Genomic DNA, 13,923 nt, shown 5'->3' on the forward strand with positions numbered 1-13,923 from the left:
CTTAAAACTAACATTAATTAATAACTGATTAATGTTAGTTTTAAGTTTTAAGTTTTAAGTTTTAATTTAACCGTTACTTCTTAATTTAACAGTTATTTATCAAGCGTAGGGCCGGCAGATAATAATACCTTACCTTCTTCCTTGTCCGTATAACGTGCAAAGTTATCAATGAATAGATGTGCTAGTTTTTCAGCTTTCTCATTCCATTCCGATGCATCGCTATAAGTATCTCTAGGGTCTAAAATATTGCTGTCTACATTAGGTAATGCAGTCGGTACTTCTAAGTTAAATAGTGGAATCGTTTTAGTTTCAGCATGTTCAATTGATCCATCTAGAATCGCATCAATAATCCCGCGTGTATCTTTAATTGAAATACGTTTACCAGAACCATTCCAACCCGTATTTACTAAGTACGCTTCTGCACCACATGCTTCCATTCGTTTTACTAATTGTTGTGCGTATTGAGTTGGATGTAAGCTCAAGAATGCTGCGCCAAAACAAGCAGAAAATGTAGGAGTCGGCTCTGTGATACCACGTTCAGTACCAGCTAACTTGGCAGTAAAACCAGATAAGAAGTGATATTGAGTTTGTGCTTTAGTCAATTTAGAAACCGGTGGTAAAACCCCAAATGCATCTGCTGATAAAAAGATTACTTTTTGCGCGTGTCCACCTTTAGAAATTGGTTTTACTATGTTTACGATATGATCTATCGGATATGAAACACGTCCATTTTCAGTTTTACTTGCATCGTCATAATCAACTTCACCTTGCTCATTAATCATCACATTTTCTAGTAAAGCATTACGTCGAATTGCACCATAAATATCAGGTTCAGCTTCGGCGCTTAATCGAATAGTTTTCGCGTAACAACCACCTTCAAAATTAAATACACCATCATCATCCCAGCCATGCTCATCATCACCGATTAATGCACGTTTAGGATCTGTTGAAAGTGTTGTTTTCCCTGTTCCTGACAAACCAAAGAAAATTGCCGTATCGCCAGCTTTGCCTATATTTGCAGAGCAATGCATTGACGCCATACCATTCAGCGGTAATAAATAGTTCATCACAGAGAACAAACCTTTTTTCATCTCTCCGCCATACCAAGTGCCACCAATTACTTGTATTTTTTCTGTTAGATTAAAGGCAACAAAGTTTTCTGAGTTGAGGCCATTTTTTTCCCAATCGGGATTAGTTGTTTTAGATCCGTTCATTACAACAAAATCGGGTTCAAAATCAATTAGTTCTTCAGCAGTTGGGCGAATAAACATGTTCGTTACAAAGTGTGCCTGCCATGCAACTTCCATTATAAAGCGTACTTTTAAACGAGAGTTAGCATTAGCACCACAATAGGCATCAACAACGAACAAGCGCTTACTAGAGAGTTGTTTTGATACAAGGCCTTTTAGATGTGCCCAAGTATCTTGATCAATTGCTTTGTTGTCATTTTTACCCTGATCACTCCACCAAACGGTATCGCGAGTTGTATCATCTTTTACTATATATTTATCTTTCGGTGAGCGACCAGTAAAGATGCCTGTATCAACTGCAACAGTGCCATTATTAGTAATCGTACCTTTTTCATAACCACTTAATGAGTCTGCAGTTTCTTCTGTAAACAAGGTTTCATAACTAGGGTTATAAAGAACTTCTGAAACATCGGTAATACCGTACTGTTGTAACTGTGTGGTCGATAGTGCTATTTGGGTCATAGTTAGCTCCATTATGACGTGTAATTTTATTGTAAAAGAAATGAAAACAAGAGTGTGTAGGGTAGGGGAATTGAAGTTATTTTTGTGGGAGCAGGCTCAAATAATCGATTAAAAAAAAGCCACAATAAAAATTATTATGGCTACTTCGTGATGTGACAACAATAGTTGATCAAATTAGTGTTTTTGATCCGTAGAAGTGAATAAAATCTGTAGATCTTTTTCCTTAAATGAATAAGTGGTTGCGCAATATTCACAACGCATATCAATACTCTCTTGTTCTTCTAAAATTTCTTTTATTTCAGATTCTTGAAGAGATGCTAAAGACGATAAACAGCGTTCTTGAGAGCAGCCACACTTAAAGCTAATGGGTTGTAGCTCAAATAAACGTACTTGTTCTTGATGATACAAACGGAATAATAGTTCTTCATTACTTAAGGTAAAAATTTCTTCTGCTTTAATGGTCCCGGCTAATGCACAAACATGCGCAAAATCTTCTTCATGTGTATCGCTGTGTGCAGGTAACGTTTGTACTAATAATCCCGCTGCTTGTGCTGGTGTTGCTTGACTATCGGCAAATAAACTAATTTTAGTCGCTAATTGCTCTGACTGTACAAAATAATCTTCTAAACACGCCGCTAAACTATCTTTTTCTAATGCCACTATACCTTGATATCGTTCACCGTTCTCTGGTGTGATAGTTATCATCAGGTTGCCTTTTCCAATTAACTGTAAAAAAGATAGCCCAGTGGTATCGCCTTGATAACGCGCCGTACCTCGCACTTCTAAATCTTGATTTGCATTAATGACAGCCATGCTCAGTGGACCATCACCCTGTATTTGAACGGTGATTTTTCCCTCAAATTTTAACGTTGCCGTTAATAAACTGGTGGCAATTAACAATTCACCGATGGTATTAGCTATTTCAACGGGATAGTCATGGTTATTGATGCATTGTTGAAAAGCTGTGTGTGCTTGTGCAATTTCGCCGCGAATTTCAAAATCATCAAATAGGAAGCGTTGTAGTTGGTCTGTCATAGTTTCTCTCAATATTTATTCTGCAACGATTAATCAAAATTCGCTGTGTTACGTTGTGTTTTTGCGTGTATTAATTCACGGCGTTCTTTTTTATTGGGCTTACGGTCTGGATGTGGTGCATTTTGTAAACTGAGTTTACGTAAAACTTGGTATTGTTCTCGCTTAGCGATACTTTTTTCTGTTTCTTTATAAAGCGTTTGCGCAATTGGCGCACCGCGACGCTGTTCTGAAAGGGCTTCAATGCAGACTTCAAATAAAAGCTCACCCTGTCGAATTGACAATAATGCCCCTAACTCTACATTTTTACTCGCTTTACAGCGTTGGCCGTTATAATGGACTTTACCACCTTGCACCATTTCACGAGCTAAGCTGCGGGTTTTATAGAATCTCGCAGCCCACAACCATTTGTCTAATCGTACTGTTGTTTCTTTCATATTTTTCACTCAAAAGCGGATTTTAGTTTAGCAAAAATCAACTTTGTTATTAAGTTAAAAGAAAATAATGAATTATTAAGGTAATTAAATTGGGGCAAAATTTGATAAATCAAGGCATAGTTGTGTGATAATGCTATATTCAAAGGGCTATTCTATCGCCAACTAAAGCATAAAGTTCCAGGATAGATCTCATTATTTGAGCTTACCTAGTTATGTTGATTTATAAAGATTGGCGTTGGCATTAGTATGGTAAATAAGAATGGTTAATATTCAGTGTAAATAAATAGGATGTAAAGAGTGGCGATAATATCCCTACTACCGAAAATAATATTGGCAGTTATCTGTGCTTTAATCGCCTATCAGATAGCGTTATTTACTTGGGCTGTTTATCCCATAAAAGACAGTACATATGAGTGGACTCCTCCTTCCATTGACCCAAAGACAAAAGCGGTAGCATTAAACTCTCAAAAAATTCAGCAACAGCATTTATTCGGAGAATTTCAAGGGCAACGTAAGCTGCCTGTCCAATCTACTCAAACAGATGCGCCTAAAACGCGCTTAAAACTGACTTTAGTAGGCATTGTTGCGGCTTCAGATCCTGAGCTTTCAAGTGTTATCATTGAATATAAAAATGTCCAGGATAGTTATTTTATTGATTCTGAGATTGAAGGGACTGATGCAAGTGTGAGCCAAATATATAGTGATCGAATTATTATTTCGGTAGGTGGTGAGGAACAAACGTTAATATTAGATGGTCTAGAACAAGCCAATAAAAGAATGGCCAGAATTGAAAATGGTCAAATATCTGCAAAAGGTCAAACTAGATCAAGTAAAAGAACTGAAATTGCACTTGATAGGAAGGCATTGTTGAAAAACCCTAGCAAGCTGCTCGATTATATTAGGATCTCCCCCGTTAGAGAAGGCAATCAGATCCAAGGGTATCGTGTGAGCCCTGGTAAAGATCCTAGTTTATTTGAAGAAGCAGGATTACAAGAAGGTGATTTAGCAGTAGAACTAAACGGTATTGATTTAACCGATATCAGCCAAGCGATGGGGCTAATGAAAGAATTCCCCACCATGACAGAAATGAGCTTAACCGTTGACCGCGATGGTGAGTTAAACGAGTTATTTTTTAGTATTCCGTAGTATAAAAATAAGTTTAAGCTGCTGAAACAAGTAAACAATGAGGTTGTTGTAATGATTTTAGGGATAAAGAAAAAATTGGTTGGATTGATCGGAGCCAGTATTTTTGTTTTGTTTTCACAGGCCACTTTGGTACAAGCTGCTGAATATTCAGCGAGCTTTAAAAATGCGGATCTGAATGAGTTCATTAATATTGTCGGTAAGAACCTACAAAAAACGATTATTCTAGACCCAGCTGTGCGTGGAAAAATCAATGTTCGCAGCTATGACTTACTAAATGAACAACAATATTATCAATTCTTTTTAAATGTTTTGGAAGTATACGGATTTGCTGTTGTTGAAATGGATAATGGGGTCCTTAAAGTCATTAAAGCAAAAGATGCTAAAGTAGCCGCAATTCCAGTCGTGGATGATGGAAGTCGCTTTAAAGGTGATGAAATGGTCACTCGAGTGGTGCCTGTTATTAATGTCTCGGTGCGTGAACTTGCGCCGCTATTACGTCAGTTAAACGATAGTGCTGGTGGTGGTAACGTGGTTCATTATGATCCTTCTAACGTTATTATGATCACTGGCCGTGCTTCGGTGGTTAATCGTTTAGTGAAAATTATCCAGCGCGTTGATAAAGCCGGTGACCAAGAAGTTGATATCGTTAAACTAGAGTATGCAAGTGCGCTAGAAATGGTCAATATGATCAATTCTATTCAGCAAACACCAAAAACCTCAAAAAATAGTACGAGTAGTGTACTTAAACCGCGTTTAGTTGCTGATGAGCGTACTAATTCAGTGATTGTTAGTGGTGAACCTAAAACACGTGCCCGTGTTATTAAATTAGTGAGGTCACTCGATAACGAATTAAAGAATAATGGTAATACCCGTGTATTTTACCTTAAATATGCCAATGCAAAAGAAGTCGTCGATGTGTTAACAGGAGTTAGTAAAGGCATTGAAGATGCGTCTGGTGGTCAGTCTGGCTCCTCTAAAAACATGTCTTCTTTAAATATTCAAGCGCATGAAGGGACGAATGCCATTGTGATTTCAGCGCAGCCAGCCTTGATGTCATCATTGAGTAGTATTATTCGTCAGCTAGATATTCGTCGAGCACAAGTATTAGTAGAAGCAATTGTGGTAGAGGTATCGGAAGGGAATGGTATTAACTTAAGTGTGCAATGGGCTTCTACGGCAGGTGCTGGAACGCAGTTTAAGGATAATGGCATAACCGCGAGCGAACTTGCAACTGGCGTTTATGCGATTAACAATGATGAAGACGATTATGAAGACCTCGCTTCATCGCTAGCATCAATTGCTGGTGGTGTGGCTGGTTATGTGGGTAGTGATTGGGGAGTAATATTACAGGCACTAAGTACGACAACAGGGTCTAATATTCTTGCTACACCTAGTTTGACTACGCTTGATAATCAAGAAGCTAGCTTTATTGTGGGTGATGAAGTGCCTGTATTGACAGGCTCTACATCTAGTTCATCGAATGATAATCCTTTTCAAACCATTGAGCGTAGAGAAGTCGGTATAAAACTGAAGGTCACTCCGCAAATTAATGAAGGTGACTCAGTGCAAATGGTGATTGAGCAAGAAGTCTCAAACATTAAAGGAAAAACCTCGGTAGATGTTATTTTTGCTACTCGTGCAGTAAAAACTACTGTGTTAGCTAAGTCAGGTGAGACCATTGTTATTGGTGGATTAATTGATGAAACAGTGAATGAAACTGTTGATAAAGTGCCGTTATTAGGTGACATCCCTTATTTAGGGCAGCTTTTCCGATCGACTAAAAGTAGTACTAAAAAACGTAATTTAATGATTTTCTTACGTGCAACCATTATTAGAGATGATCAAACTATGATGGAATTGAGCCAACGTAAATACGGTTTAATTCGTCAAATACAATTAGGTCAAACTGAAGATGGCATTGAATTGATGCCAAATAGTAATGTGCCAGTATTACCTGAATGGGGACAACCTGTTGAAATAGACCCTAACATGTTCCGTAAAAATCAAGAATATAATAAAGCGAAGCAAGAGGCGGCACAAAACAAAGAAGAGACAGGTCAAGTGAATGAGTAATTTAAGCGATATCGACGCGATTGACGAGGCTGAAGTAGTCGAGTTTACTCCTTCAGGACAGTTGCCTTTTGCTTTTTCCAAAAAGCATGAATTAGTCATGCAGCACAATGGACAACAGAGTGAGTTGTGCTTTAAAAAAACGCCGAATGTTGAGCTATTGATAGAAGTACGCCGTGTTATTGGTCAGGCTTTTACGATTAAACAAGTAGAGAGTGATGAGTTTGATAAGTTAGTGGCTCGCGCTTACCAATCATCTTCCTTAGAAACGCAACAATTGATGGAAGATTTAGGCGCTGACGATTTCTTTACTTTGGCCGAAGAGCTGCCAGCTAACGATGATTTATTAGAAGCTGAAGATGATGCTCCGATTATTAAATTAATTAATGCGATGTTAGGTGAGGCGATTAAAGAAGAAGCGTCTGATATTCATATTGAAACCTTTGAACAAACATTAATTATTCGTTTCCGTATTGATGGTGTATTAAGAGAAATATTAAAACCACATCGTAAATTAGCAGCACTGTTAGTGTCACGTATTAAAGTGATGGCAAAACTGGATATCGCTGAAAAGCGCATTCCACAGGATGGTCGTATTTCATTACGTATTGGCGGTCGCGCAGTAGATGTACGTGTATCAACTATGCCTGCAAGTCATGGAGAGCGTGTTGTACTACGTTTATTAGATAAAAATGCAGTTAAGCTAGAGCTTTCTACATTAGGCATGACCAAAGAAAATCACGTATTATTACAAAATCTTATCCATAAACCACATGGTATCGTATTAGTGACCGGGCCCACTGGCTCGGGTAAAAGTACTACGCTTTATGCTAGCCTATTGGAGATCAATTCTAGAGATAGAAATATCCTCACAGTCGAAGATCCTATTGAGTATGCCATCGATGGTATTGGTCAAACTCAAGTAAATACCAAGGTTGATATGACATTTGCTCGTGGTTTACGTGCTATTTTACGTCAAGATCCTGATGTTGTGATGATTGGTGAAATTCGAGACCTTGAAACTGCTGAAATCGCAGTACAAGCGAGTTTAACTGGGCACTTAGTATTATCTACATTACACACCAATTCTGCAGTAGGTGCGGTGACCCGTTTACGTGATATGGGCGTTGAACCCTTTCTTTTATCTTCTAGTATTTTAGGTGTACTAGCGCAGCGGTTAGTGCGCCGTTTATGCCCACAATGTAAAGCTCCGCATTCAGCAAGTCCTTCAGAAAAAGAAATATTAGGTATTACTGAGCTTGAAGAAGCCACTATTTATCGCCCTGATGGTTGTCGTCAATGTAACCATACTGGATATCGAGGGCGTACCGGGATCCATGAACTGTTAGTCGTTAATGAGGTGGTGCGTGAATTAATTCATACCGGGGCTGGTGAGCAAGCTGTGGAACGAGAAATTCGTAAAACCTCTGCGAGCATTCGAGATGACGGAATTAAGAAAGTATTACAAGGTCAAACGACGTTAGAAGAAATTTTACGTGTGACAAGAGAGGATTAGTGTGGCTACTTTTTCCTATAAAGCGTTAGACGCAAAAGGCAAACAAACTCAAGGAACACAAGAGGCAGACTCTGCTCGAATGTTGCGTCAACAATTGCGTAATGTAGGCTTGATGCCCTTAGAAGTTGAAGCAATAGCCTCAAAACGTAAAAGGGTTGGTAAGGCTTTTATTCAAAGTAAAATAAAAACTGCTGATTTAGCTTTGATCACTCGTCAGCTATCTACCTTAGTTGCTTCTTCCATTCCCCTTGAAGAGTCATTGCAAGCAGTAGCGGAGCAATGTGATAAGCCTAAAATTAAAAGCATGCTAGCGTCGGTACGTGGTGGAGTAATTGAAGGTCATACACTCGCAGATAGTATGCGCAATTACCCTATGATTTTTGATGATCTATTTTGCGCGATGGTCGCGGCGGGAGAAAAATCAGGACATCTAGAAAAAGTACTAGATAGGCTCGCTGATTACGCCGAACAACGACAAGAAATGAAAAGTAAGATGATGCAAGCGCTGATTTATCCGCTCGTATTAACCTTAGTGGCTATCTCTGTTGTTGCTATTCTATTAACGTCAGTAGTACCGCAAGTGGTTGGACAATTTCAGCATATGGGAGCAGATTTACCTGGGTCGACACTTTTTTTGATTGCGGCTAGTGATGCAGTAAGCGCCTATGGTTTGTACTTTGTAGGCTTCTGTATTATTGCTTTGTTGTTGTTTAAACATCATTTGCGAAAAGCGAATAACCAATTACGCTTCGACCGGTTTTTATTACGTATTCCGGTTGCAGGGAAAGTCGCAAATGAATTAAATACAGCACGATTTGCACGTACATTAAGTATTTTAAATAGCAGTGCTGTGCCATTGTTAGAGGCAATGGGTATTGCCGGTGATGTATTAAGCAATCAATATATTCGCTTAAAAGTGAAGGAAGCCGCTGAACGTGTTCGTGAAGGAGCAAGTTTGGGGAGAGCATTAGATAGTACTAAGTTGTTTCCTCCGATGATGTTACACATGATCGCCAGTGGAGAAAGAAGTGGTGAATTAGGTAATATGTTGGAACGATCTGCCGATAATCAAGACAAACAGTTTTCGGCACAAGTAACATTAGCACTAGGGGTATTTGAACCTGCGCTCGTTATCTCAATGGCGGGAGTGGTTTTGTTTATTGTTACAGCCATTTTACAGCCAATTTTGGCTCTTAATAATATGGTTTCAGGATAACTGAACTATACAATTTATATAATAAAAAAAGGTGAAAGCGTGAAAGATTTAAAACCAAAAATGAAACAAAAAGGTTTTACATTATTAGAAATCATGGTGGTTATCGTTATTTTAGGTGTATTAGCAGCAATGGTTGTACCTAACTTAATCGGTAATAAAGATAAAGCAGATGTACAAAAAGTTAAATCAGACATTATTGCCTTAGAAAATGCATTAGATATGTATAAATTAGATAACAGTGTTTATCCGACAACCGATCAAGGTTTAGAAGCATTAGTTTCAGAGCCAAGCGCATCTCCTGCACCACGTAATTATCGTGAAGATGGTTACATCAAGCGACTTCCTCAAGATCCGTGGGGTAATGATTACATTCTAAATAGTCCAGGTGTGAAAGGTAAAATCGATGTACTTTCAGTCGGTTTGGATGGTGAAGAAGGAACTGATGATGATATCGGTACATGGAACCTCAATGATAAATAATGCATAAATGTATTTGTGGCCATTCCAATGCATAATGTGAAAGGTTTCACTTTATTAGAAGTCATGCTGGTATTAGTGTTAATGGGCATGATTTCTGTTGGCGTGGTCATGACATTAACCAGCTCAGGTAACACTGCGCAAAGCAGCCAATGGCATGCGCAACGTTTTAGTACTTTATTACAGCTAGCACAGGATCAGGCATTAATTTTAAATACTGAATTTGGTATTGAGTTTAATGAGCAAGGTTACACTTTTGCTTTTTATAACTTTAGTAAAAGACAATGGCAACCTTTAGTAAACTCGCAGATCAATGGTTACATAACATTCCCAGACAATATTAGTGCCGAATATAATCTAGTGGGCAACGTTTGGGGGGAGTTAGAACAAGCACAGAAAAAAGCGGACTCTGACACTTTTGTAGAGCAATCATATCTAGTTAACATTGACGGTCAAACAAGACAGTCATCTATTAACCCACATGTTTTTATTATGTCTAGTGGTGAAGTGACACCTTTCAGCTATCAATTTTCTAGTACAGAGAATGTATCGCGTAAAGTCACAGTTAAAGTGGGCATGAGCGGTCAAGTTGAATTAACTAATGAGTGATTTATGAGCAAATTATTCACTTATCAAGGTATTAAAAAACATCAAGGCATGACGCTACTAGAAGTGATGTTAGCGTTAGTGATTTTAGCCTCTGCTGGTATTGCGGTAATGCAAGCCGCATCACAATCATTAAGTAATCAAAGTTATTTACAGCAAAAAACATTCGCAATGTGGGTAGCAAGCAACCGCCTTGCAGAGCTTAAATTACAACAGCAGTGGCCTGAATTACACTGGCGTCGAGAGGAAGTTGAGTTTGCGAATACTAAGTGGTATTTGCGCTTTCAAGGTGTAGCAACAGGTAATACGGATTTCAGGGCATTAGATGTTGAAGTGAGTGACCAAAAAGATGGGCAAGCGCTTGGGTATATAAGGACTTACATTGCCAAACCATAAGTACCATCAGCAGGTTAAACAAAATGGCTTTACCTTAATTGAAATTTTGATTGCCATTGCTATTTTTGCAACATTAAGCCTTGCTGCTTACCAGATATTGCAAGGTGTTTTACGCAGTGGAGAAATCAGCCGTGAGCATGATAAGCATTTAGTTGAAATTCAGCGTGGTATGTTATTAATTGAACGTGATTTTGTACAAATGGTGGCACGCATTTCACGAACAGGTAATGCCGAAGATGAAAAATTACAAGTATTGTATGTGGGAAAAAAAGTATTGGATTCAGATTCTGAAGGCATAGAGTTTAATCGCTTAGGTTGGACTAACCCACTTAATTTATTGCCTCGTTCAACTATTTTACGAGTAGGTTATCGCGTTAAGAATAATCAATTACAGCGTTTGTATTATTTACACCCAGATATTGTCGCGGGAGAGAAACCGGAACAACAAGTAATATTAAATGATGTTGATAGTTTAAGTTTTAGATTTTGGGATGATGATTGGATAGATACTTGGAATGCAGATAAAACAATACCTAAAGGTATTGAAATGACGATTAACAGCCAACATTACGGTGAATTAAAGCGAGTTTTTATATTGTCTGATAGTACGGTAGAAGATTAATGGTGAAACATCGTAAGCAACGAGGTATTGCATTAATCACTATTTTAATGATTTTAGCCATCATGGTGACCATTGCTGCCACTATGACAGGGCGAATGACCTCTAGCTTATTGCGCACAGAAGGACTTTCGTATTCAGAAAAAGTATATTGGTACGGGCAAGCGACCGTGGATTTTAGTCGCATGGTATTAGAAGATGATTTTGCCGATAGCGAAGTGATCAGTCTAGATCAAATATGGGCCACGCCAGATATCGTTTTTCCTGTCGACGAAGGATCGATTACTGGCAACATGGTAGATTACCGTCGCTGCTTCAATATTAATGCCATTGCCCAAGCTGACCAAGATGATACTCGTGCTTTACCTATTAGCCAATTTCAAATGTTACTGATTTCGCTAGGTGTTGAAGAGTATGCTGCTGAAATAATTGCAGAGTCTACGCGGGATTGGCTGGATAACAATGATACTGTCGATGTTTCACAGGGTGCAGAAGATAGATATTACGAGTCAGTGGGAGTACCACATTTAACCGCTAACCATTTGATGGTTGATGTTTCAGAGTTAAGAGCAATACAAGGGGTCACTGACCAGATTTATGAACGCATAAAACCTTTTTTATGTGCTCTACCGGCATCAAATCAGTTGATTAATGTGAATACGGTTAATAAAAAGCAACCACAAATACTATTTGCTTTATTTCCACCTGAATTGCTTATTACAATAGAGGATATTCAATCTATATTAGACGATAGACCAATTAGTGGTTGGGCATCTGTTGATGAATTTTTAGCATCAGAATTAATTGCCGATAAGTTAATACCTGATGTAATCAGTTCACAGTTAAGTGTCACGAGTGATTTTTTTCAATTATTTGGTTTAGCAGAGTTTGATCAGCGAGTAATGGTTTTCAAGCTATTATTTAAAGTAGAGAATAAAAAAGCGACGACTATTCGTTTCCAATATGCAGGAGTTGAAGAGGTGGTTGGCATGGAGATGTTCAAGTGAGTGAACAATTAATTATCCGCTTAGCAAGTGAAGCACACCAAACTATCCATTGGTTAGTTTGGTCTGAAAGTGAAAAAGAGATCATTGCGTCGGGTGATTTAGATAATGCACAGGCATTGAAATTGTTAGCGGAAAAAGCACAGTCTCGTAAAGTTATTTGCTTAGTGCCGGGCGTCGATGTCACATTAAAATCAGTAGTGATTAAAGGGACCTATACACGTCAAATGCAACAAGCTCTGCCTTATATGTTGGAAGATGACTTGGCTAGTGATGTTGATAAGTTACACTTTTCAGTTTTAGCTAAAAAAACAGACTTAGTTGAAATTGCCATTTGTTTTAAAAGTAAATTAACAATGTGGTTGGGTTGGTTAGCTGATGCCGATATTTTTTGTCAACGTTTGATTCCAGAGGCATTAACACTGCCCCTACCTACGGAGCAACAATGGCAAGCATTACAACTTGATAACCAATGGTTAATACGTACTGATGAATATCAAGCTTGGTGTTGTGAAAGTGATATGTTAAATAACATTTTGCAATTACACTTACTAGATAAACCAGAACAGCAAATTGAAAGTTATAGTGCCATACCCCATGATTGTATAGGCCAGTGGCAGCAAAAAGCAGTTGTATTGCCGATGCAATTGTTAGCAGAGGGGTGTCTTAATAATTCTATTAATCTGTTAACCGGTGAGTTTAAAGTTAAAAAAGAAAGTAATTTTCAATTCGCTAAGTGGAAGCTACCTGCAATTGCCGCTGCTATCTTGTTTATTGTGGTATTAATTAATGCTGTTATCACCACAAAACAAGCAGATCGAGAAACCTTATTAGTAAAACATCAAGTAGAGACTCTCTACCAAAAAGCTTTTGCTAATCAATCACCTTTACGATACAGCCGAATTAAGAAAAAATTGAAAAGTTTGTTGGCTGAGTCATCGATTGGTACACAGGCAGATGGTTTGTTACCGATGTTAAATGATTTGCTTCCAGTTTTTCAAGCGGTACCGAGCTTACAAATTTCAACGTTAAAATTTAATCGTGCAAACCAACAAATAAGTTTAGCGGTTAGTGCCGATAGCTTTCAGGCCTTTGAATTACTCGCCAAAAAAGTTCCTACTAAATATACGCTTGGCCAAGGGGCATTGAGTAATAATAAAAACCGTGTCAGCGGTGTATTAACGGTGAGGGTTAACTAATGTTTGAACAAATCAAAGAGTGGTGGGATAACATTTCAGAAAGAGAGCAACAGCTGACCTTTATTTCGCTGGTGGTTGTATTCATTGCGATTATTTATTTTCTTATTTGGCAACCTATTGCGACTAATTTAGCAGAGAGTCAGCAAAAACTACAAAGTAGCCAACAAACATTACATTGGGTAGAAAGTAATGCTAATAAACTCGTTGCTGCGGGTGTTGGAAATAATAAGACAACGGCGAGAAAACAAAATTTATCACAGTTGATTAGTAGTACTGCAAAGCGTAATAAAATTGTTATTTCTCGTATTCAAAACCGTAATGGCAGCGTTGATATTTGGATTAATCAAGTTGAATTCAACCAATTCTTAAAATGGATCACTGCATTACAAAATCAATACCAAGTACAAGTTAATAGTGCTGATTTAAATCAGGATAAAATACAAGGTATGGTTAAGATTAACCGTCTGTCATTAAGTTATTAGCATTGTAAAAG

14 protein-coding genes are annotated in these 13,923 nt (G+C 38.1%); 11 read left to right on the plus strand and 3 right to left on the minus strand.

Annotated features, from left to right (window positions below):
- Nucleotides 1–92: 92 nt before the first annotated feature.
- From pckA to hslR, 3 genes are all read right to left on the minus strand, one after another.
- On the minus strand, nucleotides 93–1,712 hold the full coding sequence (pckA, locus tag H5084_RS13700) for a phosphoenolpyruvate carboxykinase (ATP) (protein WP_182690827.1): 1,620 nt from the start codon (nucleotides 1,710–1,712) through the stop codon (nucleotides 93–95).
- 174 nt (nucleotides 1,713–1,886) lie between these two features.
- Nucleotides 1,887–2,747 carry an Hsp33 family molecular chaperone HslO gene (hslO, locus tag H5084_RS13705; RefSeq protein ID WP_028867810.1) on the minus strand — a complete coding sequence of 287 codons (861 nt, stop codon included), beginning with the start codon at nucleotides 2,745–2,747 and terminating at the stop codon, nucleotides 1,887–1,889.
- A 29-nt stretch (nucleotides 2,748–2,776) separates the two neighbouring features.
- Nucleotides 2,777–3,181, minus strand: a complete 405-nt coding sequence (gene hslR / locus H5084_RS13710; protein ID WP_037070927.1) for a ribosome-associated heat shock protein Hsp15 — start codon at nucleotides 3,179–3,181, stop codon at nucleotides 2,777–2,779.
- 297 nt (nucleotides 3,182–3,478) lie between these two features.
- Here hslR and gspC point away from each other — a divergent pair, with 297 nt between their 5' ends.
- Genes gspC through H5084_RS13765 form a run of 11 tightly spaced genes read left to right on the plus strand, consistent with a single transcriptional unit; the run spans nucleotide 3,479 to nucleotide 13,912 of the window.
- Nucleotides 3,479–4,327 carry a type II secretion system protein GspC gene (gene gspC, locus H5084_RS13715; RefSeq protein ID WP_182690828.1) on the plus strand — a complete coding sequence of 283 codons (849 nt, stop codon included), beginning with the start codon at nucleotides 3,479–3,481 and terminating at the stop codon, nucleotides 4,325–4,327.
- A 51-nt stretch (nucleotides 4,328–4,378) separates the two neighbouring features.
- Entirely contained in the window at nucleotides 4,379–6,400 is a 2,022-nt protein-coding gene (gene gspD / locus H5084_RS13720; RefSeq protein WP_182690829.1) for a type II secretion system secretin GspD, read from the plus strand.
- Complete coding sequence (gspE, locus tag H5084_RS13725) at nucleotides 6,393–7,913, plus strand: type II secretion system ATPase GspE (RefSeq protein ID WP_028867806.1); 1,521 nt, start codon at nucleotides 6,393–6,395, stop codon at nucleotides 7,911–7,913. The genes gspD and gspE overlap by 8 nt, the downstream gene beginning before the upstream one ends.
- A gap of 1 nt (nucleotide 7,914) precedes the next feature.
- Nucleotides 7,915–9,129, plus strand: a complete 1,215-nt coding sequence (gspF, locus tag H5084_RS13730; RefSeq protein WP_182690830.1) for a type II secretion system inner membrane protein GspF — start codon at nucleotides 7,915–7,917, stop codon at nucleotides 9,127–9,129.
- Between the two features lie 60 nt (nucleotides 9,130–9,189).
- Nucleotides 9,190–9,609, plus strand: coding sequence for a type II secretion system major pseudopilin GspG (gspG, locus tag H5084_RS13735; protein ID WP_182690869.1), 420 nt, complete (start codon nucleotides 9,190–9,192; stop codon nucleotides 9,607–9,609).
- Between the two features lie 27 nt (nucleotides 9,610–9,636).
- Complete coding sequence (gspH, locus tag H5084_RS13740) at nucleotides 9,637–10,215, plus strand: type II secretion system minor pseudopilin GspH (RefSeq protein WP_182690831.1); 579 nt, start codon at nucleotides 9,637–9,639, stop codon at nucleotides 10,213–10,215.
- 3 nt (nucleotides 10,216–10,218) lie between these two features.
- Nucleotides 10,219–10,608, plus strand: coding sequence for a type II secretion system minor pseudopilin GspI (gspI, locus tag H5084_RS13745; protein WP_051368997.1), 390 nt, complete (start codon nucleotides 10,219–10,221; stop codon nucleotides 10,606–10,608).
- On the plus strand, nucleotides 10,595–11,230 hold the full coding sequence (gspJ, locus tag H5084_RS13750) for a type II secretion system minor pseudopilin GspJ (RefSeq protein WP_182690832.1): 636 nt from the start codon (nucleotides 10,595–10,597) through the stop codon (nucleotides 11,228–11,230). The genes gspI and gspJ overlap by 14 nt, the downstream gene beginning before the upstream one ends.
- A complete protein-coding gene (gspK, locus tag H5084_RS13755) occupies nucleotides 11,230–12,234 on the plus strand; it encodes a type II secretion system minor pseudopilin GspK (RefSeq protein ID WP_182690833.1) in 1,005 nt (334 codons plus the stop codon). Before gspJ ends, gspK begins: the two co-directional genes overlap by 1 nt.
- Nucleotides 12,231–13,430, plus strand: a complete 1,200-nt coding sequence (gene gspL, locus H5084_RS13760; RefSeq protein WP_182690834.1) for a type II secretion system protein GspL — start codon at nucleotides 12,231–12,233, stop codon at nucleotides 13,428–13,430. Before gspK ends, gspL begins: the two co-directional genes overlap by 4 nt.
- Nucleotides 13,430–13,912 carry a type II secretion system protein M gene (locus H5084_RS13765; RefSeq protein ID WP_182690835.1) on the plus strand — a complete coding sequence of 161 codons (483 nt, stop codon included), beginning with the start codon at nucleotides 13,430–13,432 and terminating at the stop codon, nucleotides 13,910–13,912. Before gspL ends, H5084_RS13765 begins: the two co-directional genes overlap by 1 nt.
- The last annotated feature ends 11 nt before the right edge of the window (nucleotides 13,913–13,923 follow it).

This window comes from Psychromonas sp. SR45-3 (genome assembly GCF_014163575.1).
GTDB classification, from domain to species: domain Bacteria; phylum Pseudomonadota; class Gammaproteobacteria; order Enterobacterales; family Psychromonadaceae; genus Psychromonas; species Psychromonas arctica.